This window comes from Lacticaseibacillus sp. 22 (assembly GCF_055413445.1).
On sequence record NZ_JBVAYD010000007.1, the window covers coordinates 15,930 to 39,774 of the forward strand.

The following is a 23,845-nucleotide window of genomic DNA, read 5'->3' on the forward strand; positions in this document are numbered from 1 at the left end:
AAGGTCCTCACACGCAGATCTCTGACTCAGTGAACGCGTTAAGGTTCTGCAAACTTACAGTGTCTTACAAAAAAGTCAGAATGAGTGCGGGCGGGTCGTGTTTTCCATATAATGGATGGGAATACAAACACGGAGGGCGCAAAATAATGAAGAGACTTTTTCGAAAAGTCGGAACGTTTTTTAAAAAACATCTCACAACGTTAAAGGTGCTATTTGTGCTGGCAGTCCTTGTGTTTGTGATTTTCGAGGTAGGCCGCATTAGTCAAGATCTCAGCGGCGAACAGATGCGAGCGAGTCTAGCCACGCAAAGTCCCGGGTCACTGATCATTTTGCTAATCGTGGGCTTGATTGCTGTGACGCCGATGCTGACGTATGATTTTGTTATTACCGAATTACTGCCGGGCGACTATCCACGCCGGTATGTTATTAAGTCCGGTTGGATTGTTAATACGTTTACGAACATTGCCGGTTTTGGTGGTTTGTTAGGAGCCAGTTTGCGGGCCAATTTCTATCATGAAAAGGCAACGCAAAAGCAGGTTCTATTTGCTATTTCTAAGATCGCCATGTTCTTGTTGGCTGGCTTGTCGCTGTGGTCGATGATTGGGATTGTGATTATCTTTGTTTTCGGGATTGGCGCTGAATTTTCCAATTATTGGATTTGGCTAGTTGGTGGGGCTGCATACTTTCCATTGTTGATGTTAGTTTCCCACGTGCGCGACAGTGAGTTCTTCGCGGATATGCCATTAAAGCGGCAGTTGCGCTTAACATTAGGCTCGTTTCTGGAGTGGGGTGGGTGTGCAGCTTTCTTCTTGCTCATTGGTTATTTTCTTGAGGTCCGGATTCCGTTGATGTCAGTGTTGCCGCTATTTATGGTAGCCAATGTGATCGGAGTTATTTCAATGGTGCCAGGTGGGCTGGGTTCATTTGATGTGTTCATGATCTTTGAACTCGGACAGTTGGGACTGGATAGCAATGTTGCTGTTGTATGGCTGTTGTTTTATCGATTGTTTTACTATGTGATTCCATTTCTGATTGGTGCCGGTCTGTTTGCTCAAGATGCAGGGAAACGTTTGAATGCTTATCTTGAAGGCTTGCCGGTTCAGCTGATTCGTAAAGTCGCGTTCGGCTTTTTGGTTATTTTCCTGTACTTTTCCGGGATCATGTTGCTGTTGCGCGGGGTAGCACCGGACTTGGCGTTTCGGAATACGCTTTATCAACGACTATATCCGTATACATTCCTATTTTTGGATCGGGTGACGAATGTGGTTGTGGCATTCCTGATTCTGGGGTTTGGGCGTGGTATTGCCAGTCGGGTCAAACGCGCTTATTGGCCGACTGTCATCGTCTTGATCGTCGCCATGATTGCGTCATTGCGCGAGGACAATCACCTGCGTTTTATCGTTTTTTTGGTATTGGTTGTCCTGGCCTTGATTTTGACGCGGCGGGAACTGACTCGTGAACGGCTGGCCTTATCGTGGGGCAATAAGCTGATTGATGGGGCGGTTTTTGGGCTGACATTCATCTTTTATGCATTCGCCGCGTTTTATAATGCCCCGGCGATTCACCATCGTCATGTGCCGGACGTCTTCTTATTCCCGTCCGAGCGCATGTTTTTCACGACTTTAATCGGGGTCATGCTGGCGGCGTTAACAGTGTACTTAATTTTCCGTTACTTGTCGGCGCCTTCCAAACCATTGGCGGATCCTTATGATGAGGAGCGCTTAAAGGCAGTGGTTGAAAAATATGGCGGCAATGAAGTCAGTCATTTGGCTTTGATGCGTGATAAGTCGCTGCACTTTTACCAAGTAGACGGTGAGGATCGGGTTTTCTTCTTATTCAAAAAGAAAGCGGACAAACTGATTATCATGGGCGAACCGATCGGGGATGAAACCCAAATGGCTGCGGCAATTGGTGATTTCATGAAAAAGGCCGATAAGCAGGATCTATCACTGGTGTTTTATGAAATCAATGAAAGCCTAACGATGAAGTTGCACGAGTTTGGTTTTGATTTTATGAAGTTTGGTGAGGAAGGTTATGTGGATGTCACGACCTTTACCTTGGCGGGATCAAAACGCAAAGGCGAACGCGCATTAATGCATAAATTCGAACGGGAAGGGTATACGGTTGAATTACTGCAACCACCGTTTGACGATGCGTTAATGCAGGAACTCAAAGCGGTATCCGATTCGTGGTTGGCTGGGCGTAGTGAAAAAGGGTTTAGTCTCGGCTTTTTCGATCGCCATTATCTCAATCAGGCACCGATTGCGGTTGTTCGCGGCCCGGAAGGTAAGATCGTTGCGTTTGCTTCTGATATGCCAAGTGGTAATCAGGAAGTTACCAGTATTGACTTGATGCGTTCAAGTGCTGATGCGCCGTCAGGAATTATGGATGAGGTGTTTATCAACCTGTTCCAATTAGCCAAGCAGCGCGGTTTTAAGTATTTCAATATGGGCATGGCGCCACTTGCCAATGTGGGAACGTCTGACTATTCTTTCATCGAGGAAAAGATTGCCCACTTGGTTTATGAATACGGCTATCGGTTTTATGGCTTCCAAGGATTACGCTCATATAAAAACAAATACGTAACAGAGTGGGTTCCTAAATATGTCGCTTATCGCAAGCGGACATCTTTACTATTCACGTTGTTGCAGATTATGATGGTGGTTAATCAAAAAGTGACCATTGCATCGCCCGTTAAGTGGTGGCCTAAGCGTTTGGCTTGGGTAAGCCGGCTTGGCCAGGGAATTGACAAATAAACAGTTGGCGGTAGATGCGGGCTAGTGAGCTACGCATGCTTGCGGACAAAGTGTAAAATAGTCGTTAAAGTAAATCTAAACGCGATTGTTTGCTCGGATCTACCTGTGCCGAGTTGCACGCATGCTCATGTTCAAGGAGGCTTTTATGCAGCATTATTATACGAACGATCCTGATCTTGCCCACGATGAACGCACTTTTGATTTCGAACTTGGCGGTCATCGGTTGCGTTTCACCACAGACAACGGTGTTTTTTCAAAGCATACCGTGGATTTCGGCAGCCGGGTTCTGATTGCAACGGTCTTGGCCGAAACCTTGCCTGATGGGCCGATTCTTGATGTTGGCGCTGGCTATGGGCCAATTGGGTTGGCACTGGCAAAGCATTTTCCGAACCGGCAAGTGACGATGAGTGATGTCAATGAACGGGCACTTGCCTTGGCAAAGCAAAACGCGGCTGATAATGGCATCACCAATGTTTCGATCATCGAAAGTTCTATGTACGACAGCATTGATGATCAGTTTGCGGTCGTCGTGACCAATCCGCCGATTCGTGCGGGTAAAGCCATTGTTTCCGGCATTCTTTCCGGAGCAGCCGCGCATCTTTTGCCAGGCGGCCAGCTGTATGCGGTCATTCAAAAAAAGCAAGGTGCGCCTTCTGCATTAAAGTTAATGAAAGCCACTTATGCTAACGCGGAAGTTATTAAGAAAGAGCACGGTTATTACATTCTCAAAGCGAGTAAATAACAGTTTTAATACGTGACGTGGTACACTCATACTAGGATAGAAAGGAGCAGATTTAGATGGCAAATTCGAAGTACCTAGCAGCAGGTGCCGTTGCCGCTGCTGTCATTGCAACCGGCGCATTTGTTTGTGCCAAGAATTTAACGGAATATTTTGAACGCAGGCATCAGCGGAAACAGGTTGAAGGCTTCGTCAAGAAGATTTTTGGTGACAATGATCGGGTTCAAAGCATTTTGGACAAATTAAGCGATGATGACGTGGCCAATCTGCTCCGGGTCAGTGATAAGTTGCGCAGCCTCAAAGACAGCGCCAGTGAGTATGCCGGATCAGCCCGCGAACAAGGGCTGGCCGCATTTGATCGCTTGAAAGCAGCATTGAGTCGTTGAGCGTTTGAAACAGTTTTAAAGAATCAATCATCTAAAAAGAACCGGCCATGGGAAAATTTCCTTGTGGGCGGTTCTTTTAAATGGTTACAATAAGAAGAATCGGTATGAGGCGAGTTTGGCGGTATATGAAACCGCTGGAGGCTTGTGCTGACAATCACACTAAAATGGAGGCTGCTTTTTCACGATGGCAATGACGGATTCGGAAATCAATCAATATATGATCGCGGCACTGGCCGAAGCAAAAAAAGCAGCGGCTATCGGCGAGGTGCCAATTGGAGCCGTCGTTGTGCATGACCAGCAAATCATAGGTCGTGGGTATAACTTGCGCGAGACAACGCAGGATGCAACCCAGCATGCGGAAATCTTGGCGATTCAGGCAGCCTGCCGTCAACTTGGCACCTGGCGTTTAGAAGATTGCAGTTTGTTTGTGACATTAGAACCTTGTCCCATGTGCGCAGGGACAATGATTAATGCACGAATTGCTACCTGTTATTTTGGTGCGACTGATCCGAAAGCAGGGGTAGCGGGTACTTTTTATAATTTGCTGGAAGATACCCGATTCAATCACCAAGTTGCTGTTGTCCCCGGGATTCAAGCCATTGCAAGTGCTGCCTTATTGCAAGATTTTTTCCGTGCGATTCGGGCAAAACGAAAAGCGGCCAAACAGGCTGGTCAAACGGATCGAAATCAGGTATAATGGTTTTTGCCGCAAGGCCTTAAGGCAATGATGGCTTTCCGAATTGTGTCAGGTCCGGAAGGAAGCAGCACTAAGGTAGGTTCGTCATGTGCCTTTTGTTATTGAGAAATTGACCGGTCGCTTTGTTATAAAGCGGCCGTTTTTGTTGTCAGAATACAAGGCATCTTCTGGCTTGGCTATGGTAAACTAGAACGAGGCTTTATGCTAAACGATTGAAATGTTAAGCCATTCATGAGGGGGCGAAAAGGTGAGTTATCAAGCGTTGTATCGGGTCTGGCGCCCGCAGCAATTTAAGGATGTTATTGGGCAGGATGCGATTACCAAGACGCTGAAGAATGCGTTGATCACCGGACAAACGAGTCACGCCTATCTTTTTACTGGCCCCCGGGGAACCGGGAAAACATCGGTCGCAAAAATTTTGGCCAAAGCGTTAAATTGTCTCCACCTTGAAGATGGTGAACCGGACAATATTTGTGAAATTTGTCAGGCGATTAACGATGGCAGTCTGACCGATGTGATTGAAATCGATGCGGCATCCAATAATGGCGTCGATGAAATTCGGGACATTCGTGACAAGGCCAAGTATGCGCCGACACGAGCACGCGTTAAGGTGTATATCATTGATGAAGTACACATGTTATCAACCGGTGCGTTCAATGCGTTATTAAAAACGTTAGAAGAACCGCCAGCACATGTGGTTTTCATTCTCGCAACCACCGAGCCGCATAAAATTCCGGCAACGATTATTTCGCGGACGCAGCGGTTTGATTTTCGCCGGATTACGCCAGAAGATATTGTGAAGCGGATGCGTTTTATCCTTGATGACAAGCAGATCACCTATGATGATGCAGCACTCAAGGTCATTGCCAAAGCAGCTGAAGGCGGCATGCGTGATGCCTTGTCAATCCTGGATCAGGTGTTGAGTTTTGGCGATAATCACGTGACGACTGAGGATGCGCTTGATGTCACCGGTGGCGTCACCACAGCCGTTTTAGGCAAATATCTGGCGGCGGTGTTGGCTAAGGATCATGCGCAGGCTTTGAAAATGGTCGAGGATTTGCTGGCAGCCGGTAAAGATGCCGGCCGCCTCATTGAAGACCTGATTGAGTATCTGCGTGATTTATTGGTCAATCAACAAGCACCTGCGTTATTAGGCGAGTTAGAAAAAAGCCTGCTAGACGATCAATTCAAGATTTTGAGCGAAAACTTCAAACCGACGCAGATTTACCATATGATTGACGTGTTAAATACGACGCAGCAACAATTGCGGATGACCAATCACCCGGAAATTTATCTGGAAGTTGCCACGGTTCGGCTAAGCGAGACCGCTAAACCGGTTGTCGAAGCTGCGCCTGAGCCTGCCGTGACGCCGCAACTTGAGCAGCTATCGGCCAAAGTCAAACAGTTGAGCGATCAACTTAAGCGGGTAGAAGCAAATGGTGGTACGATTGCACCGCCACCGCGTACCCGCCGAGTCAAAAAACAAAAAGCCAATCATGTTAATCGTAAGGCAATTTATCCGATTCTTGGCGCGGCAACCAAGCAGGATTTAACCAATTTAAAAGATGTCTGGCCTGACCTTTTGGGAATGCTGAGTATTACCAAACGTGCGATGATGAAGGTCAGTGAGCCGGTAGCAGCCAGTCCGGATGGCGTGATTGTCAGCTTCGACTATGATATTTTAGTTGAACGGGCCATGAACGATGCGGCCTTAATGACAGAACTAGAAACCGGATTGCAGAAGTTGACCGGCAAGCAGCCCAAGATTGTTTTGGTACAAAGCGATGTCTGGCCGACCATTCGCAAGGAATATATTCAGGAACTCAAGGCACCGGCAGCTAAGGCAGAAACGAAAGAGACTAAGCCACAGACGCCCCCGGTTGTCAGTAAACTGACTGAACTTTTTGGCAAAGATGCACCTAATGTGACAATCAAAAATGACTAGTAAAGGATGATCAAATATGCGTGGAATGGGTAATATGCAAAGTATGATGCGGCAGATGCAGAAAATGCAAAAAGAGATGCAGGCTGCGCAAAAAGAACTATACGCGACAGAATTCGAAGGTAAATCTGCTTCTGACATGGTGACCGTTAAATTCAGCGGTGAGAAAGTCATGAAAGATATTCAGATCAAACCGGAAGCAATTGATCCGGATGATCCGGATATGTTGCAGGATTTGATCATTGAAGCAGTCAATCAGGCAATGGCCGACATTGACAAGCAAACGCAGGATAAACTTGGCAAGTATACACGCGGACTTCCGATGTAACCCACCATCAAGCGGATTCTGTAAGCGAAGACGCCGCGGTTAATAGCGGTTAGTCGAATCATGTAGATGGTAAAGCTGTTCGTCATTTAGCACGATAGCGATCACGATTTTAGCAAGAGGGGTTACTATGCAATATCCGGAACCGATCAGTAAGTTAATTGATAGTTATATGCGCTTACCCGGCATTGGCGCTAAAACAGCTACTAGACTGGCTTTTTATACCATTGATATGAACAAAGACGATGTTACGGCATTTGCTAAAAGTCTGGTCGCGGCTAAAGAAGATCTGCATTATTGTTCGATCTGCGGCAATATTACCGATGAAGATCCGTGTGCAATTTGTCGTGACAAAAATCGCGATCAAAGCACCATCTTGGTCGTCGAACAGCCCAAAGACGTCATGAGTATTGATCGGGCTCAAGACTACCATGGCCTTTATCATGTGTTGCATGGGGTGCTATCGCCAATCGAGGGTCGCGGCCCGGAAGACCTTAACATTGAAAGCCTTTTGAAGCGGCTGAAAAAGAATACCGCCGTCAAGGAAGTCATTATTGCGACCAATGCAACGCCAGAAGGGGAAGCAACAGCCCAATACCTTGCGCGCCTTATCAAGCCGGCTGGGATTAAAGTGACGCGTTTAGCTCATGGCCTTTCGGTTGGCAGCGATATTGAGTATGCCGATGAAATGACCTTAATGAAGGCGGTTGAAGGAAGGACTGAGCTGTAATGTTCGGACGCAAGCAGATCAAGGTCAAAGAAGAAAAAGACGAAGAACTCATGATGCTTGTTTATCGAGTTCGTGATCAGATGGCGGCACAACGGAAGCTCGTGGCAACTTTCCGTGAAGTTGATGACCAGACAAAATCACAAGTCGCGCTACAGGCAGCTTTATTCGATTTTCTCTATCGTGAGGCGCGCACCCGCAAAATCAAGGGTGAAATTGTAGCCAAAGTTGCGGCTGAACAAATTGCGGAGTTCCGGGATCAGTAACAGTCAGGTGCTCGAACCGGCTTCCCTTTAGTCGGGAAAAGTGCTTCGCGGTGATGTTAGAAGCACGCAATATTTTACATTAACGGTAAATGGCGATGATCTCTTTTTCAGATCTAAGCATTTACCGTTTTTATGTCGCTGCAAATCTTGGTGCATGACTTTTATGAAACGGATTTAAAGATAAGTTTTTAATTGTGAAACATTTCAAGTAAAATGGACTTAATTCCAAAAAAGGAGCGGCATATCGTGACAGGCACTTTTATCACCTTCGAAGGTCCCGATGGCGCAGGGAAAACCAGCGTCTTGAATACATTAATTCCTAAATTAAAGGCGTGTTCGGTTACTTCTGTGCATCTTACCCGTGAACCCGGGGGCGCGAAAATTTCCGAGACGATTCGGGATGTGATTCTTGATCCCAAGAATACGGCCATGGATGCACGCACGGAAGCATTGCTATACGCAGCGTCACGGCGCCAGCACTTGGTTGAAGTGATTCAGCCGGCGCTTGCTCACGGGGACATCGTTGTTTGTGACCGATTTGTCGACAGTTCCGTTGCTTATCAAGGTGGCGGTCGGCAAATCGGTACGCAAGCGGTGTTACAAATGAACCAATTTGCGACCGCGGGGCTGGAACCGGATTTGACGGTTTATTTGGATGTGCCTGTACAGGTGGGCTTGGATCGGATCATGGCTCATCAAGGCGAACGTCAATATGATCGCCTTGATCAGGAAAGTCTGGCCTTTCACGAGCGGGTTCATGCTGCGTACATGAAACTGGTTGCCGATAATCCTAAGCGAATCGTCACCGTTGATGCGACTCAGCCACTTGCGGCGGTTGTCACTGCGGCGTTTATGACGATTACAGAGCGGTTCCCGGAGTTATTTGCGAAGTAAGGAATGGAATGCGCTAGGTCGTGTGCGACAATGCTAACTAGTGCAGGGAGGATATTATGAAGCTGATTCTTGCAATTGTTCAAGACAAAGATAGTAACCTGTTAAGCAGCCAATTTATTGATGCTAATATTCAAGCGACCAAGTTATCGACGACTGGTGGATTTTTAAAAGCCGGCAACACCACTTTTATTATCGGTGTCGCTGACGAACGGGTTGATGAAGTGCTTAAGATTATTAAAGAGACTTCCCAGACGCGGCAACAATTTATGACGCCGCCAGTTAATCTTGATGCGACATCAGATAGTTCGATTGCGTATCCGGTTGAGGTTCAAGTCGGTGGGGCTACCGTCTTCGTGCTGCCGATTGAAGCCTTTCATCGCTTCTAATGGCTGATTTTCTGATTAACACGCTGCAGCCTAAGCTTGTTGCCCAATTTGCCCGCGTCATTGATCGGCACCAATTGGCCCAGTCCTATTTGTTTGTGGGGCCAAAAGGAGCAGGGAAGTTAGCGCTGGCTGAGTGGATTGCGCTGCGCCTATTTTGCCAGCATGTCCAAGACGGTGCTCCTTGTGGCGAGTGTCCTGAGTGCGAGCGCATCTTAAACCATAATCATCCGGATGTGATGATGCTCAAAACCAGTACGCAAAGTATCAAGGTGGATGACATTCGCAACTTGAAACAGGAAATGAGCAAAACCGGGGTTGAAGGCAATCAGCGCGTGTTTATTGTGGAAGATGCTGATAAAATGACGGCAGGAGCGGCCAATTCACTGCTAAAATTTTTTGAAGAACCGGTTCCGGGGATGACGGTGATTTTAACGGCGACGGCTAAGAATCAGTTATTGCCGACAATTTTATCGCGGGCACAGGTGATTACTTTTCAGAGTCCGGATCGTAACGCTGTGATTACCAAGCTGGAAGAAGGCGGAGCCAATTCGCAGCTGGCGCGAGTGGCAGGGCGCTTAACCGGTAATGTCAGTGAAGCACAGGAACTATTGGCGTCAGATGATTTTCAGGATCGGGTTAATCGGGTTTTTCAGTTATTAGACCGATTAGCTGATCATGATCCGGAAAGTTTCGTGCGCGTGCAAACCCAGTTACTGCCGGTTGCCAAGGATGCCGAGGCACAGCGACAAGTCTTGGCATTGATCGGGCTGGCTTACGCGGATGCCTTAAATCGCCATTTTCAAGTGAATGCCCTGCAGCAGCTGGACATTCCTGCAATTGGCATTTTGGCTAAGTTATCAAGCCGCCAGTTAACTGCTTCCTTGCAAGCTATTTTGACAGCTCAGGTGCGGTTAACGCAGAATGTGACGTTTCAATCGGCAACAGAACAGTTAATGCTTAAACTCTTAGAAGGGTGATCTTGTGGAAAAGAAAGAACTGTACGATGGTTTCCTAGTCCTTGAGAAACACGCCCAGCAGATGCTCAAGGAAATTGCGGCGATGAAAGATGATATGGCGGAGACGCTTGAACGCAATGCGGAACTTGAAATCGAGAATAAGCATCTGCGTCAACACTTGGCTGAACTGGAAAAAGACGACAACAAAACCAGTGACGGCGGCGTTGAATTATCAAAATCAAAGCAAAACCTAGAAAGCCTCTATAATGAAGGCTTCCATGTTTGCCCAATGTTTTATGGCCAGCGCCGGGTCAATGACGAGCCATGTGCGTTTTGTCTTGATATTATTTATGGGGAGAATTGATTTGGAGCAGCAACGAAGCTTTGGTACCCATACAACCGGTACGTTATATTTAGTCCCGACGCCGATTGGCAATTTAGCTGACATGACGATTCGCGCAGTTGAGCTTTTGAAAACAGTTGATCTTATTGCGGCTGAAGATACCCGGCATACCCAGATGTTGTTGAACCATTTTGAAATTGCTACCAAAACGATTTCATTCCATGAGCATAATACCCAAATGCGCATTCCCGAACTGCTCGCAAAACTGCAAAACGGTGTTACTATTGCCCAAGTGAGTGATGCCGGTATGCCGTCTATTTCGGACCCCGGTAAAGAATTGGTACACGCGGCGATTGAAGCCGGCATACCGGTTGTTCCACTGCCGGGTGCTAATGCGGCCACTACCGCATTGATTGCGTCAGGGTTGCCACCGCAGCCGTTTTTATTTTACGGCTTTTTACCGCGCAAAACGGGAGAAAAGCAGCGCGTGTTAGAAAAGCTATCAAACGAACCGGCGACCTTGCTATTCTATGAAAGTCCCCATCGAGTGGGCAAAACGCTTGCGGCGATGGTAGCGGTGTTTGGCGATCGGCAGGCGGTTTTGGCGCGGGAGTTGACTAAAAAGTTTGAAACCTTTATCCGTGGATCGTTAACGGAATTACAAACCTATGCTGCTAACGAATTAAAAGGCGAATTTGTCATCATGGTAGCCGGCGCGACGGACAAACCGGCTGTCAACAGTCAATTGCCGCTTAGAGCACAGGTGGCAGCGATTGTGGCAACCGGTGCCAAGCCCAATGCTGCAATCAAGTTGGTTGCCAAGCAAAATGGCGTGGCTAAGCAAGTGGTTTATGATGCTTATCATGAATTGGATAAGTAAACGAATGTATTTTTAGAATCTGAGGACTGAGACAAAACCGAGCTTGAAAGAGAAGGGGTTTTCATGGGAGCAGTTTATGAAGAAGATTATCGAATTCCGGGTTTTCTAGGAGATCGATTTGGCCGCGCTGGATTGGCCAATATGATGAATGTCATGTTGGAAGTGTCGGAACGCCAATTGGAACAGTTGCATGCCGGTATTGATGCGATCAGTGAGTTTCATGCCGGGTGGGTGATCACCCAGTATCACATGGATATCCACCGCATGCCAAAGATTGAAGAACGGTTACGCGTCGGAACGGAAGCCACCACCTACAATAAGTATTTTACTTACCGCGATTACTGGATCGATGATGCGCAAGGCAATCGGTTGGTTTCAGTGAGCAGCAATTGGGTGATTATGGATTTGCGCACCCGTAAAATCGTTGATGTGATCCCTGAACTGGTTGAACGTGTCGGGGCGGTTTCAAACCGAAAAATTAATCGATTTCCACGGTTTAAAAAGGTGACCGATCCGGATGGTGAAGAAGCTTTTCATGTTCGTTATTTTGACATTGATAGCAATGGTCATGTGAATAACGCTCATTATCTGGAATGGATGGAAAACAGCCTGGGGTATGACTTCTTGAGCACGCATACTTTACGGGGCGCAGATATTCGATATGAACGTGAAGTCGCATATGGCACCACGCCGACCGCGCAATTTCAACGTGACCCTGATGACCCGACGCGCACCTTGCATCGGGTTGTAACCAATGACCAGGTGAATGCCGAGGCACAGATGATCTGGGATGACTTCAGTGCTTAAACATCGTAGGGAAAAGTTTTTGTTTGAAAATAAAAAGCAGTTCTAAGCAATTTTCATCACTTAGAACTGCTTTTTTAATTACCCAAACTTAACTCACAACATTATCCACAAAGTCAGCCAATGCCTGCCCGCGTTTGCCGTCGCTTAGGCCCACTTGCAGCTTAATGCGTGCCTTTTGTCCATTGAGACCTTGGCAGAAGATAATCCCCATTTTTTTAAGCTGAACCCCGCCGCCTTCGTAATTGTAAACGGCTTGAGCGACGCCATTGAAACAACGGGAAACTAGCACAATCGGAACGTGGCGGTCTAGCAGCCGCTGAATGGCTGGCAGCGTTGTGGGAGGAAGATTACCGGCACCAAGCGCTTCGATGGCAAGACCGTTGATATTATCCGGTAAGGCGTCAAATAAAGTGCCGTCCATTCCGGCATAGGCCTTGATTAAGAAAACCCGATCAACAAGATGATCTATCGCACAGACTTCTTGATTGATTAATTCCTGGAAGAAGCGCACACCATCTTTAGTCACCAATCCCACTGGTCCAAATGTCGGGGTGCGGAAGGTGGCGACGTTGGTAGTGTGGGTTTTGGTCACGAAACGCGCGGTGTGGATCTCATCGTTCATGACCACTAAAGTTCCTTTGTTCCGTGATTCATCGCTGGCAGCTGTTTTAATCGCACTCTGGAGATTCTCCAGGCCATCACTGCCAATTTCGTTACTCGAGCGCATGGCACCCGTCACAACAACGGGCATTGCCGAATCAAGGGTGAGATCAAGGAAATAGGCTGTTTCTTCCAGTGTGTCCGTACCGTGTGTGACAACCACACCATCTGCCCCTTCCTTTTCGGCGCGGCGGATACGCTTAACCAAGGTCAGCATCCGTTCAGGCGTCATATGCGGTGAAGGCAAGTTAAAAATCTCTTCATTTGTCAGTTCAACACCGGCAGGAACAAAGCTGTCGGCACCAAGCAAAGGGTTATGCTGACTTGGCATAATATCGCCATCTCGAGTTTCGGTCATAGAGATGGTGCCCCCAGTATGTAAAACAAGAATGTGTTTGGTCACGATTGGATCTTCCTTTCACACGTTATCGAGATTCATTATACGGCTTTTTTCCCAGGCGTGACTGTTAAGATGGTCACGTGTCAAAACCACTGGTAAGCGGTTTTGAAATGCTGCTAAATAAGTCTGGACTTTTTCCCGTTTGGCTGTAAATACTGTGGCGCAGCTGATGATGAGCGATGCCAAGGGTGTTTGAAAAGTGATTAATAAAATAAAAGATTAAAAAAACACTTCGATAGTGAAGTGTTAAGGGAATCCCTACATGAGGGAATGAGAGCAACCAGAAAGATGTGATTACGAGTCAATATTTTAGCAAAAGAGTCTGGCAGCATCGTTGGTATCACGCTAGAAAATACCGTGAAAGTTGTGAGATAAATTTCACCACGGCTTTTTTGAACGGCAATGCGAACATTTAAGGGGTTCCCTTTAGATAATTTTCGGTGTACGATAAGACTCGTTACAAAAATCTAGGAGTAGGAACCTGTGCGTTAAGTGCTGCCGGAACGGAATGTGAACGGCAGACGAAGACAGATGTCGCGGTGCAGGTTCCGCATTCGCCTGATGTTTAGGCGTCTCCGCAAAAAAGGAGATTGCAGCTAATGCAAGTTTTATCGTTTAGTAGTCCCAAGCTTTCCACTCGAAACATTGTGTATCTCGCCATGATGATGGCTATGCAGATTGTTTTGAGCCGTTTTTCTTTTGGCACCCCGTGGTTGAAGATTAGTCCTGCTTTTTTTGCCACTATTTTGATGGGGTATTATTTCGGACCATGGATGGCAGCAGCCGCAGCAGCATTGAATGATCAGCTGTCGATCATGATCTTTAATCCTGGCGCTAACTTTCCTGGGTTTACGCTTAGTGCAGCGATTGCAGCCATGATTTACGGGATGTTCTTCCACGGTAAGAAGGTTTCGGTTATTCGGACATTGCTTGGGGTTGGCTTAGTGTTGTTGATTAGTAATATTATTTTGACGACACTGTGGCTAAACATGATGGGCACGCCATGGCAAGGTATTATCTGGCCGCGCACGATTAAAAACGTGGTCATGTTGCCAATTCAAACGGCGCTGTCCTACGCAACGCTAAAAAGTGTTGAACGGATTCGACCACATCTTTAATTGACATTGTTGATTGTTGAAACCGGCTAAAAACAGCACTGATTTTCTGGCCATGATTTGATGGCAGAGGGTCAGTGCTTTTTTGATGTTAAGCAGGTGGCTGAGCGGTTGACTGGTCAGTGGGGCCGTTAATTGTTAGAATAGACAATCAAAGGTTTAGGCGGAGGATTTACTCGGCGCAGAAGGTTGCGTGTAAGGACCTTGGTCGCAATGGCCAAAGCCCGGCCATCACGCGCAAGGCCGCTTACACTCCGATTGCTAAGCGCTCCTGCTCACGCTCAGCTCACTATAACGCGTTCGCCAGCGCAGAAGTCTGCGTGTAAGGACCTTGGTCGCAATGGCCAAAGCCCGGCCATCACGCGCAAGGCCACTTACACTCCGACTTCTAAACGCGCTGGCTCGCGCTCAGCTCACCATAACGCGCTCCCCGGCGCAGAAACCTGCGTGTAAGGACCTCAGTCGCAATGGCCAAGAGCGGGCCATCACGCCTGAGGCCACTTACACTCCGGTTTCTAAACGCGCCGGCTCGCGCTCACCATACAGAAAGGGTGCCGGTTATGTATCTTTTGTTGATAGGTTTGACTGCACTGGCTTTGGCTGGAGTCGGTTTATGGGCCTTGCAGTTGGAACGGCAGATTATGGCGATGCAATTGACAACGCATAAAATGATGTATCCGAATCAGGTGCGTAGCGGGCGGAAGACTTATATTCGTAACTTGTATCGTGAAGATGCGAGTGCGCGTCTGGTTCGTCGAGTTGGGTTGATTGGTAGTTGGATCAGCGGGCTGGCGTTTGCCGTGGCACTTGGAAATCAATTTTATACCGAGTTGCGCCATTTGCCGTTTATTAGCCGTCTTTATGTGATGGCTACGAATTATTTGACAACGCGTGATCTTGCTTTGTGGGTCGTGATGATCAGTGTTATAGTTGCCGGCTTGGCCTGGATTTGGTTGGCAAAATGGTTACACGATCGCTTGTTAGCGGAGAATGAAGCTACTGGGATTCAAAGTGCAACCGACTTGTATTGGACTCCAGAAGGTGTGATTCATCAACGTCTGTGGCTTAAGATCTTGTTACAGGTGCTGCTTATTGTCGGCAGCGTGCTTCTTTTGCTGGCGGCTTTAAACGGTGCTTTGCCTGATCCTGGTCAAGCGTGGATTTAATGTTGATTTAATCTAACCCTGCTACTCTTTCAAAAAGTGATGGTTTTGCTGTCAATTGGTTGCTCAATCATAGCAGTATAAGTACACACCTATATTCTAAGCTCTGCATATACATGCTCACGCTTCGAGGCTATTTGTGATAAACTATTGCCATGATTGTATCGCCGGAGGGAGGTTTAAATATGCGATTATTAGCACTTGATACCTCAAATGAGGCGATGTCGGTTGCAGTGTTGGATAATGATCGATTATTGGCGCAAACAACGATTAATCACAAGCGAACGCACAGCGAACAATTGCTGCCGACCATTGACGAATTGGTTGCTGCAAGTGGCTTACAACCTGAAGATTTAGATAAAATTATCGTTGCTGATGGTCCGGGATCCTATACCGGTATTCGAATTGCGGTCACTACTGGCAAAACACTGGCGTATACGCTAAACATTGCGTTGGTTGGTGTTTCCAGCTTGGCCGTTTTAGCGTCAAACATCAGTGCCACTAAAGCGATGATTGTGCCGATTATGAATGCGCGCCGGAATAATGTGTTCACGGGGGTTTATCAGTGGGACAAAGGTAAACTGCTGAATGTGGTGACGGATCGACATGTTCCATTGACGCTGCTGCTCACGGAGTTATCGACCTTGCACCAGCCAGTCATTTTTGTTGGCGTAGATGCTGCCATGTTTCGGAGCCAGATTATTGAGGCACTTGGCGGATTGGCACATTTTGCCCCGGATTGGCTGAATTTGCCCCAAGCATTGCGACTAGGACAGCTTGGCAAAGACTTGCCACCGGTTTCGGTTTATGACTTTGTACCGCGCTATTTACGCTTAACAGAAGCCGAAAACAACTGGCTTAAGGCGCATCCCGGCAAAGGACATGATGTTTATGTTGAGAAAGTTTAGGTCGTGGTTTGAACGCACGACGCCTGATGAATTGCAATTTAAACCGCGGACGATCAATGTTCGCAATAAAGAATATCTGTTGCGCCGAATGACGGAAGCGGACGTTGACGCAGCACTGGCCATCGAGCGTCGAATTTATCATGATACGCCGTGGGATCGTTATGCTTTCTTCTCTGAACTGCGCAAGGTACGGCATTCGTTGTACCTCGCCGTTGAAGATGCCGGTCAGATGGTGGCGTTAATTGGTACATGGTTTACCATGAACGAGGCGCACGTGACGAATATTGCTGTTGATCCAGCTTACCAGCATATGGGGCTGGGTCGCTTTTTAATGCAATTTATGATTGGCCGTGCAATTGATTACGGCAGTCAAAAGATCACACTCGAGGTTAGAACCAATAACGAGATTGCCAAACGGTTATACCGCTCGTTAGGTTTTCAAGATGGAAGAATTAAAAAAGGTTATTATGTCAGCAACCATGATGATGCGCTGGATATGTATCGGGAATTGCCGTAATTTCGGCGATCATCGTGATTGTAGGGGAGAATAATGTGGCAGCAAGAGAATTAATTTTAGCATTCGAAAGCAGCTGCGATGAAACCAGCGTGGCCGTTGTCGAAAATGGGACCAAAATCCTATCGAACATTATCGCCACGCAAATCAAGAGTCATCAGCGGTTTGGCGGCGTTGTACCGGAAGTTGCCAGTCGTCACCATGTGGAACAGATTACGTTGGTGACCGATGCGGCATTAAAAGAAGCAGGTGTGACTTATACTGACCTGACCGCAGTTGCCGTAACGTATGGACCGGGACTGGTAGGTGCCTTGTTGATCGGGGTAACGGCTGCCAAAACCATTGCATATGCCCATCACTTACCGCTTATTCCGGTCAATCATATGGCAGGCCATATTTATGCAGCTAGATTTGTTAAGCCATTGGTCTATCCATTGTTGGCATTAGCGGTTTCCGGCGGGCACACGGAACTGGTCTATATGCGCGCTGCCGGTGAATTTGAAATCATCGGTGATACCCGTGATGATGCTGCCGGTGAAGCGTATGACAAAGTCGGCCGGATATTGGGTATCCCTTACCCAGCCGGAAAAGAAGTCGATCGATTGGCCCATCTTGGTCATGATACCTTTCATTTTCCGCGAGCCATGGATAAAGAAGACAATCTCGATTTTAGTTTCAGCGGTTTGAAGTCAGCTGTCATTAATACGGTACATCATGCCGATCAAATTGGGGAAACACTCAGCCGTGAAGATCTGGCTGCGAGTTTTCAAGCGGCAGTGGTGGACGTGTTGGTTCACAAAACCCAAAAAGCGCTAACCGAATATCCGGTTAAACAGCTCGTGATTGCCGGGGGCGTTGCCGCTAATCAAGGGCTGAAAGAAGCGATGAATGAGACCTTGGCCGTTCATTTTCCCGATGTCGATGTCATTGTGCCGCCATTGCGCCTGACCGGTGACAATGGTGCCATGATTGGGGCTGCAGCTCATATTGAACTGGCAAAACGGCATCTCGCTTCTGAAGATTTAAATGCCGATCCCGGCCTGAGTTTTGCCCACGCGTAAAGTAATCGTCACCCGCGACAGCAATTTTATTGACGTTGTCTAACTGTTTTGGTTAGACTTAACTTATTGATAAGGTTGTTAACGAAAGGATGATTCCCATGGCTCAAAAAACGATCATGTTAGTTTGCTCCGCTGGTATGTCAACCTCGATGCTGGTACAACGAATGAAAAAAGCGGCGGCGGCAGATGGTATTGACGTCGATGTTTTTGCAACTGCAGCTGCCGATGCGGACAACAAGCTCGCCTCAGAGCCAGTTTCGGTCCTCATGCTCGGCCCGCAAGTCCGGTTTATGGAAAGCCAGTTTAAAGCCAAGGCTGACGAGAAAAAGATTCCAATGGCGGTAATCGACATGAAAGCCTATGGGATGATGGATGGCGAAAAAGTTTTACGCCAGGCATTGGGACTACTTGATCAAAAGGTTTAAACATCCCACCAATTAGCGTGCAAAAAAAGAACTGGTTCTAACAGCAGAATTTGTTGTTGGAACCAGTTCTTTTATATTCTTTTCATCTGACAGTCAACGGCAAACTTTTATCAAAACGAAAAGGGTTAGTTAGACTCATTTTGCATCGTTTCAAGTTGAATGCTTTTTTCTTCCCATGCATCCTCGGTCGTTTTGGTTTCCTGTTGAACCGCATCAAGTTTGGTTTGCAATTTTTGCATTTTAACATAATCGGTTAAAACATCTGGCGCGGTCATTTGCTTTTGAATGGCGGTTGCTTGTTGTTCCAATGTTTGCAATTTGGTTTCCAGATCCGCGACTTCACGCTGCAATTTGCGTGCTGCTCGAGCATCTTCTTTGGACTGCTGATAAGAAGTGGCACCAGTCGTTTCCGATTTGGTCATTGGGGACTCAGCCGCTGCTGCTTCGGCCTGAGCTTTGGTTTCGGCCAGCTTTTCCTGGTAGTAGTCCCAGTTGCCAAGATACGTGGTACTGCCGGTAGGGGCGATGGCGATAACGTTGGTTGCTAGTTCATTGATGAAGTAACGGTCATGGGAAACAAACAAGACCGTACCGTTGAAGTCTTTTAATGCCTGCTCAAGCACTTCTTTGCTGTTAATATCCAAGTGGTTCGTCGGTTCATCCAGAACGAGAAAATTATCGTGTTTCAGCGCTAACTTGGTTAATTCCAGCCGCGCTTTTTGCCCGCCGGATAACGCGCTCACTGGTTTTTGAATATCATCGGCACCGAATAAGAAGGCAGCAAGGACAGCGCGTACATCCTTTTCCGGCATCATCGGATGATCATCCCAGATCTCGTCAATGACGGTATTTTTGGGATTGAGTTGTTGAATTTCCTGATCGTAATAACCAACATCGACATTGGCGCCAAACTTGGCAGTGCCGGCTAAGAACGGTATTTTTCCCAAGATGCTCTTAAGTAAAGTTGATTTGCCGACCCCATTCGGACCGATAATGGCGATGCGATCGTATTTGTTAACCTGAAAATCGATGGGACCTGCCATTGGCTGATCGGCTTCATAACCGACTGTTGCCTGATTAACCTTGAGGACCTCATTACCGCTTGGTCGATTAGGCGTGAAATTAAAATGGACGGTTTTATCATCGCCGGTCGGTTTTTCCAGCACGTCCATTTTTTCCAATTGTTTTCGGCGTGCCTGTGCCTGTTTGGTGGTGCTGGCGCGGACAATGTTTTTATCGACAAAATCCTGTAGTTTGGCGATTTCTTCTTGTTGCTTGTTATAGGCTTTCCACGCTTGGGCCTGGCGCTCGGCTTTTTGCTTGAGATAGCCGCTGTAATTGGTTTTATAATGGGTTGCGTGGTGATGATCCAGTTCATAGATTTCCGTGACAACGTGGTCAAGAAAATATTGATCATGACTGACCGTTAAGATCGCACCGGGGTATGTTTTGAGATAACCTTCAAGCCAGCTCAGCGTTTCGATGTCGAGATGATTCGTGGGCTCATCAAGGATAATCAAGTCATGTTTTTCCAGCAGCAGTTTGGCCAATGCTAGCCGTGAGCGTTCACCACCGGACAAGGTCCCCACGGGTTTATCATAGGTGTCTTCACCAAACTGAAAGCCGTGTAGAACCGAACGGATTTCGGCCTCGTAGCCATAACCGTTTTGTTCATTAAAGTCATGCTGCAGTTGATCGTATTGTTTCATAGTGGCCGCAAAAGCAGCTTGATCGGCAATCAGCTTAGGATCGCCAAGTTTGGCCTCTAAATCATGGATTTGACGCGCCATCGCTTGAAGCGGAGCAAAGACGGTCAGCATTTCTTTGAAAATCGTTTTGTCGGAATCAAGCCCGGAGTTTTGAGCTAAATACCCAATTGATAGATTCTTCATGGTGGTGACCTGACCGGCGTCCGGGGGAGCAATGCCGGTCAGGATTTCCAGCAGCGTTGTTTTGCCAATGCCATTGGGACCAACAAGGCCGATGCGGGCGCCGTCTTGGATCTCCAGGTTCACGTTGGCAAATAATTCATTGCCGTTGAAGCTGCGGCCAACTTGTTGTGCCTGCAAAATGATCACAGGAATACCTTCTTTCACAATTAATCGTTAAGACCTAATATAACATAGTTTCGTTCATGGGCGCGCATTCCCCGCTGATACATTTAGCTGGCAAAATCTGCTTGTGAAGATGTATCCGCTTGCGTTCAGGCCATAAACCAGCTAATATAAGCAGAAGATACTATGTTGGACAGTTCACATGTTCTGCATGGGAATACTTCTACAGGAGGCTTGCTTACATGGCGGAAACGATCATCCCCAAAGCAACGGCGAAACGCCTACCCGTGTACTACCGATACTTGAATTTCTTGGCTAATTCCGGGACAACCAAGATCAGTTCAACTGAACTGTCGGACGCGGTAAAGGTTGACTCGGCGACGATTCGACGTGATTTTTCCTATTTCGGTGCACTCGGCAAACGCGGTTATGGTTATGATGTGAAGGATTTGCTCAATTTCTTCAAAAAGATTCTGAATCAGGATCGACTTACCAATGTCGGTTTAGTCGGGGTCGGCAACCTGGGGCATGCGTTGTTGAATTATAATTTTCGACAGGCAAACAACATCCGAATCAGCGCCGGTTTTGACATTAATCCTAAGCTCGCTGGAACGATTCAAAGCGGTGTTCCGATTTACCCGATGGATGAAATGATTAAACAGATTAAAGATCAGCAAATTGAAATTGTGATCTTGACGGTGCCAATTGATGCTGCTCAGCACATTACCGATGATTTGGTTAAAGCAGGTATCAAAGGGATCATGAATTTTACCCCGATTCGGATTTCGGTACCGAGTTATGTTCGCGTGCAGAATGTGGATTTAGCCACCGAGCTGCAAACATTGATTTACTTCCTGGAACATTATGGGCCAACGCTCAACGAACCAGAAGCCTGAATAAGACCGTAATGGCGTCGTTTACCTTTAGCAGGCAAGCGGCGTTTTTATGTTGCACTTTTCAGTGTACTGCGTATAATAGTACACATAATACGAAGGGAGGCGCGGTCATGGCGACTGAGTCTTATGCTCACTTGGCTTACTATGAACGACTGGTGCTCCAAATTAAAGCCAGAGTCGTTCAAGGCATCATGCAGCCAGGTGACAAATTACCGTCCGTACGGGAAATGGCGAAGCAGGAACAGCTAAATCCTAATACGGTCGCGAAGGCGTACAAGCAGCTTGAAGCTGACGGGGTTATCTTTGTTGAACCGGGACGTGGCTCGTTTATTGCCGAACCGTTGAAACATGCCAACGCAGCAGCAGTGGCAACCTTTCGCCCTAAATTTGATGCGTTGGTGGTTGAGGCGCAGAGTCTCGGTATCAGTCTTGCCACGCTGCATACCTGGCTAAATGAAAAGGAGGAACCTGCATGAGTCTCACCATCACGAATTTGCAAAAAAAGATTGATCAGCAACCGGTGCTAGAAGCCGTTACATTTTCGTTAGATCGCGGTCAGGTCGTCGGTCTAGTCGGTCCCAACGGTATTGGCAAAACCACCATTTTTCGCACCATCACCCATCAGTATATTGCGGATGGCGGAACGGTGAAGGTTGACGATCATGATTTGGCAACCGAACCGGCCCAGCGAGAAGCCATTTTTTATTTGGACCAGCAGCATTTGTTTTTCCGCAAATATTCACTGGTTAAAATTGCCGCCAACTACGCATTGCTGTATACCGACTTTGACCAAGCCGCGTTTCTGCACTTGATTGAAAAGTTTGGGCTAAATGGGGCCGCCCGTTTCCAGAGCCTATCTAAAGGTTATCAGGCACTGGTCATGGTCGCGTTGGCCTTAGCGAGTCAGGCACCTTATGTTTTCTTGGATGAACCATTCGATGGCTTGGATGTTTTGATTCGGGAAAAAATCGTCAATCTGGTTGTGGATGCGGTTGCGGATGGCCAGCGTACGTTTCTGATTGCCTCGCATAATCTGATTGAGTTGGACGGCTTATCCGATCGGGTTTTGTTTGTTAAAGGGGGACGCATCAGTCGCGATTTGACCCTTGAAGATGTTCGGCAGCAAGCGGTGAAGTTACAGTTGGTGTTTAAAACCAATAAAATTCCGGCAGTAGTCAAGCAGTATGGCCGAATCCTGAATATTCGCGGGCGGGTGATTGAGGCGGTTTTCCCGGACTTCAATCAGGAGATTCAAGCAGCATTGGCAGCGGAGCAACCGGTACTGAATGAAAGTTTGCCGCTGTCGTTGTCAGATTTGTTCAAAGTTGAATTTCGACCACATCATTCGGGGGTGAAATAATGTATGACCATCAGTTACTGAAGCTGGTTCAATCACGGCACAAAGTTCTGTTGCGCGTTGTGTTTGTGTTTGTTATTTTACTGGCATTTCTCAATCTTGGCGGAACGATACAAGGCTACCAGAATCGTCAGGAGTACATGCTGAGTCCTAGCGAATTTACCGCTACTAAAAGGCAGGCAGCAAAGCATCATGATGACACGTTTGCCAACATGTCTTATAGCCAATATCAAGAACAACAAAAGTATTTAATCGCTCCGCAAGACAAGCAGAAATTGTATGCACCATCCTTCACGGGACTGGTCATGACAATTGTTTCGTATGCTATTCCTTTGCTTGTCGGAATAGCGATGGCCGGCGTTGATCAAGCCAGTGGTCTCAATGCGGCACTGTTTACGAGCCGGTTTCGGCGCCGACAACTGTTTTCAGTTCGCTATGGCTATGGTCTTGCGTATTTATTAGGGGCAACAACAATCGGTATTGGGATCACGCTTTTAGGTTTTTATGCCGCCGTACCTGCGATGTATGTTGGTCTAAGCGGGGCTAATATTGTGGGTGCATTATTAATCAATCTCGCCGTCAACAGTTTTATGTTTACAGTCGGCATTGGGGTTGGCACGATCTTTGCCTCGCTATTTTGGATGGGCGTTTTTGGCTTGTTTGGTACGTGGTTTGGCATGAGCGCAATAGAACGGTTTATAAATTCGATTAGATTTTACGGCCCAGTCAAAAAGAGCTTTTGGCATACGCTGATTCCCAGTGGCAACCAACTTTTTTGGTTACTATTTATCGGGGCGATACTGGCGAGTGTCGGCGGTTATTTCCTGATAAGGTGGTTGTTTGATCGGATTTCCTTAGAACATTCAGGCGATGTCCTATTGTTGCCGAAGCTGCGATGGTTAATTCTCGCATATGCACTCGTGGTGATTCCGTATACGTTTGATGATTGGATCTTACAAAATCGCTTAATATCATATGTTGTCTCAATTGGCATGGTGATTGGGTTAGGCGTATGGTGGCAGCGGCGAGAACATGTAGGATCGCAAACATCGTTGAAAACCAAAACAGTTTGAAACTGGCTTTAAGTCATGAAGTTTATGCAAACATGCCTTTATGGCGTAAAAAAGTCGGCTCCAGCACGCATGAAAATGCAGCGCCGGAGCCGACTTTTTTGTGGGTTCTGATTGA

At 47.2% G+C, this 23,845-nt stretch carries 26 protein-coding genes, 1 other RNA gene and 1 riboswitch; of the genes, 25 read left to right on the forward strand and 2 right to left on the reverse strand.

The genetic code is table 11. From position 1 onward, the window contains the following. Positions 1–146 precede the first annotated feature (146 nt). The 15 genes from mprF to ACWP87_RS05075 all read left to right on the forward strand — a co-directional run bounded on the left by mprF (position 147) and on the right by ACWP87_RS05075 (position 12,104). A complete protein-coding gene (gene mprF / locus ACWP87_RS05005; protein ID WP_014570010.1) occupies positions 147–2,756 on the forward strand; it encodes a bifunctional lysylphosphatidylglycerol flippase/synthetase MprF in 2,610 nt (869 codons plus the stop codon). Between the two features lie 145 nt (positions 2,757–2,901). Further along, on the forward strand, positions 2,902–3,498 hold the full coding sequence (locus ACWP87_RS05010) for a class I SAM-dependent methyltransferase (RefSeq protein ID WP_014570009.1): 597 nt from the start codon (positions 2,902–2,904) through the stop codon (positions 3,496–3,498). A gap of 56 nt (positions 3,499–3,554) precedes the next feature. Further along, the gene (locus ACWP87_RS05015) at positions 3,555–3,881 is read left to right on the forward strand and encodes a hypothetical protein (RefSeq protein ID WP_014570008.1); all 327 of its coding nucleotides are present in this window, start codon (positions 3,555–3,557) and stop codon (positions 3,879–3,881) included. Positions 3,882–4,071: 190 nt separating this feature from the next. Then, entirely contained in the window at positions 4,072–4,578 is a 507-nt protein-coding gene (gene tadA, locus ACWP87_RS05020) for a tRNA adenosine(34) deaminase TadA (protein WP_015765037.1), read from the forward strand. Positions 4,579–4,594: 16 nt separating this feature from the next. Next, an RNA gene (ffs, locus tag ACWP87_RS05025) (signal recognition particle sRNA small type) lies at positions 4,595–4,681 on the forward strand. Positions 4,682–4,825: 144 nt separating this feature from the next. Further along, positions 4,826–6,523 carry a DNA polymerase III subunit gamma/tau gene (dnaX, locus tag ACWP87_RS05030; RefSeq protein WP_014570006.1) on the forward strand — a complete coding sequence of 566 codons (1,698 nt, stop codon included), beginning with the start codon at positions 4,826–4,828 and terminating at the stop codon, positions 6,521–6,523. Positions 6,524–6,539: 16 nt separating this feature from the next. Further along, positions 6,540–6,848, forward strand: coding sequence for a YbaB/EbfC family nucleoid-associated protein (locus tag ACWP87_RS05035; RefSeq protein WP_005687099.1), 309 nt, complete (start codon positions 6,540–6,542; stop codon positions 6,846–6,848). 127 nt (positions 6,849–6,975) lie between these two features. After that, entirely contained in the window at positions 6,976–7,575 is a 600-nt protein-coding gene (gene recR / locus ACWP87_RS05040; RefSeq protein ID WP_005687101.1) for a recombination mediator RecR, read from the forward strand. After that, the gene (locus ACWP87_RS05045) at positions 7,575–7,838 is read left to right on the forward strand and encodes a YaaL family protein (protein ID WP_005687103.1); all 264 of its coding nucleotides are present in this window, start codon (positions 7,575–7,577) and stop codon (positions 7,836–7,838) included. The genes recR and ACWP87_RS05045 overlap by 1 nt, the downstream gene beginning before the upstream one ends. A 246-nt stretch (positions 7,839–8,084) precedes the next feature. Further along, complete coding sequence (tmk, locus tag ACWP87_RS05050; protein ID WP_005687104.1) at positions 8,085–8,732, forward strand: dTMP kinase; 648 nt, start codon at positions 8,085–8,087, stop codon at positions 8,730–8,732. Positions 8,733–8,788: 56 nt separating this feature from the next. Then, complete coding sequence (locus tag ACWP87_RS05055) at positions 8,789–9,118, forward strand: cyclic-di-AMP receptor (RefSeq protein WP_005687105.1); 330 nt, start codon at positions 8,789–8,791, stop codon at positions 9,116–9,118. Further along, a complete protein-coding gene (holB, locus tag ACWP87_RS05060; protein WP_014570005.1) occupies positions 9,118–10,095 on the forward strand; it encodes a DNA polymerase III subunit delta' in 978 nt (325 codons plus the stop codon). Before ACWP87_RS05055 ends, holB begins: the two co-directional genes overlap by 1 nt. Positions 10,096–10,099: 4 nt before the next feature. Beyond that, positions 10,100–10,438: a DNA replication initiation control protein YabA gene (locus ACWP87_RS05065; RefSeq protein ID WP_005687107.1), complete on the forward strand. Its 339-nt coding sequence runs from the start codon at positions 10,100–10,102 to the stop codon at positions 10,436–10,438. Position 10,439: 1 nt separating this feature from the next. Then, entirely contained in the window at positions 10,440–11,297 is an 858-nt protein-coding gene (gene rsmI, locus ACWP87_RS05070) for a 16S rRNA (cytidine(1402)-2'-O)-methyltransferase (protein WP_014570004.1), read from the forward strand. A 63-nt stretch (positions 11,298–11,360) separates the two neighbouring features. Then, the gene (locus tag ACWP87_RS05075; RefSeq protein ID WP_005687109.1) at positions 11,361–12,104 is read left to right on the forward strand and encodes an acyl-[acyl-carrier-protein] thioesterase; all 744 of its coding nucleotides are present in this window, start codon (positions 11,361–11,363) and stop codon (positions 12,102–12,104) included. A gap of 88 nt (positions 12,105–12,192) precedes the next feature. Here ACWP87_RS05075 and ACWP87_RS05080 read toward each other — a convergent pair whose 3' ends face one another. Continuing rightward, positions 12,193–13,167, reverse strand: a complete 975-nt coding sequence (locus ACWP87_RS05080; protein WP_015765036.1) for an asparaginase — start codon at positions 13,165–13,167, stop codon at positions 12,193–12,195. 464 nt (positions 13,168–13,631) lie between these two features. Continuing rightward, positions 13,632–13,726, forward strand: a riboswitch (THF riboswitch). Between the two features lie 37 nt (positions 13,727–13,763). On the opposite strand from ACWP87_RS05080, the gene ACWP87_RS05085 reads away from it, so the two are divergent. The 6 genes from ACWP87_RS05085 (at position 13,764) to ACWP87_RS05110 (ending at position 18,350) form a co-directional block, all read left to right on the forward strand. After that, positions 13,764–14,282: a folate family ECF transporter S component gene (locus tag ACWP87_RS05085; protein ID WP_005687111.1), complete on the forward strand. Its 519-nt coding sequence runs from the start codon at positions 13,764–13,766 to the stop codon at positions 14,280–14,282. A gap of 557 nt (positions 14,283–14,839) precedes the next feature. Further along, positions 14,840–15,445: a hypothetical protein gene (locus ACWP87_RS05090; RefSeq protein WP_029943834.1), complete on the forward strand. Its 606-nt coding sequence runs from the start codon at positions 14,840–14,842 to the stop codon at positions 15,443–15,445. A 182-nt stretch (positions 15,446–15,627) separates the two neighbouring features. Next, positions 15,628–16,350, forward strand: coding sequence for a tRNA (adenosine(37)-N6)-threonylcarbamoyltransferase complex dimerization subunit type 1 TsaB (tsaB, locus tag ACWP87_RS05095; RefSeq protein WP_005715381.1), 723 nt, complete (start codon positions 15,628–15,630; stop codon positions 16,348–16,350). Beyond that, a complete protein-coding gene (gene rimI / locus ACWP87_RS05100) occupies positions 16,334–16,867 on the forward strand; it encodes a ribosomal protein S18-alanine N-acetyltransferase (RefSeq protein WP_014570000.1) in 534 nt (177 codons plus the stop codon). Before tsaB ends, rimI begins: the two co-directional genes overlap by 17 nt. A 35-nt stretch (positions 16,868–16,902) precedes the next feature. Beyond that, complete coding sequence (gene tsaD, locus ACWP87_RS05105; RefSeq protein WP_005687115.1) at positions 16,903–17,925, forward strand: tRNA (adenosine(37)-N6)-threonylcarbamoyltransferase complex transferase subunit TsaD; 1,023 nt, start codon at positions 16,903–16,905, stop codon at positions 17,923–17,925. A gap of 98 nt (positions 17,926–18,023) precedes the next feature. Next, a complete protein-coding gene (locus ACWP87_RS05110; protein WP_005698355.1) occupies positions 18,024–18,350 on the forward strand; it encodes a PTS sugar transporter subunit IIB in 327 nt (108 codons plus the stop codon). 125 nt (positions 18,351–18,475) lie between these two features. On the opposite strand, the gene ACWP87_RS05115 is transcribed toward ACWP87_RS05110, so the two are convergent. Next, complete coding sequence (locus ACWP87_RS05115) at positions 18,476–20,428, reverse strand: ABC-F family ATP-binding cassette domain-containing protein (protein ID WP_014569999.1); 1,953 nt, start codon at positions 20,426–20,428, stop codon at positions 18,476–18,478. A 218-nt stretch (positions 20,429–20,646) separates the two neighbouring features. Here ACWP87_RS05115 and ACWP87_RS05120 point away from each other — a divergent pair, with 218 nt between their 5' ends. From ACWP87_RS05120 to ACWP87_RS05135, 4 genes are all read left to right on the forward strand, one after another. Beyond that, the gene (locus ACWP87_RS05120) at positions 20,647–21,300 is read left to right on the forward strand and encodes a redox-sensing transcriptional repressor Rex (protein ID WP_005687118.1); all 654 of its coding nucleotides are present in this window, start codon (positions 20,647–20,649) and stop codon (positions 21,298–21,300) included. 110 nt (positions 21,301–21,410) lie between these two features. After that, the gene (locus tag ACWP87_RS05125; protein WP_005687119.1) at positions 21,411–21,776 is read left to right on the forward strand and encodes a GntR family transcriptional regulator; all 366 of its coding nucleotides are present in this window, start codon (positions 21,411–21,413) and stop codon (positions 21,774–21,776) included. Then, positions 21,773–22,660 (forward strand): ATP-binding cassette domain-containing protein, encoded by an 888-nt coding sequence (locus ACWP87_RS05130; protein WP_014569998.1) that lies wholly within the window; start codon positions 21,773–21,775, stop codon positions 22,658–22,660. Before ACWP87_RS05125 ends, ACWP87_RS05130 begins: the two co-directional genes overlap by 4 nt. Further along, positions 22,660–23,730 (forward strand): hypothetical protein, encoded by a 1,071-nt coding sequence (locus tag ACWP87_RS05135; protein WP_014569997.1) that lies wholly within the window; start codon positions 22,660–22,662, stop codon positions 23,728–23,730. The genes ACWP87_RS05130 and ACWP87_RS05135 overlap by 1 nt, the downstream gene beginning before the upstream one ends. The last annotated feature ends 115 nt before the right edge of the window (positions 23,731–23,845 follow it).